The organism is Psychromonas arctica, from assembly GCF_038155225.1.
In the GTDB taxonomy this organism is placed as follows: Bacteria; Pseudomonadota; Gammaproteobacteria; order Enterobacterales; family Psychromonadaceae; genus Psychromonas; species Psychromonas arctica_B.
This window is the reverse complement of record NZ_JBAKBA010000135.1, coordinates 1-265: the sequence shown is the minus strand read 5'-3', so window position 1 is coordinate 265 and position 265 is coordinate 1. Positions and strand designations below refer to the sequence as shown.

Sequence of the window (265 nt, the reverse complement as noted above, 5' to 3'; positions counted from 1 at the left end):
CCAACGACACACGCTATACCTTCAAAAGAGGACAGTCCGATGCGCTACCAACTGAGCTAAAGAGGAAGTGCTCTCTTTGCTAATGTATTAGAGAGATCATAAATTTTAGGCAAATAAAATCCTGAACAATAATGTTCAGGATTTTTAATGTGGCTCCTCTTGCTGGGGTTGAACCAGCAACACACGCTATACCTTAAAAAGAGGACAGTCCGTTGCTCTACGAACTGAGCTAAAGAGGAAGGGCGCTGTGTGGTAAGGTATGAGG

Annotated in this window: 1 tRNA gene; it reads right to left on the bottom strand. The window is 43.8% G+C overall.

Going from position 1 to position 265, the window contains the following annotated elements:
* Positions 1–150: 150 nt before the first annotated feature.
* Positions 151–239, bottom strand: a tRNA-OTHER gene (locus tag V6255_RS18075).
* Positions 240–265 lie beyond the last annotated feature (26 nt).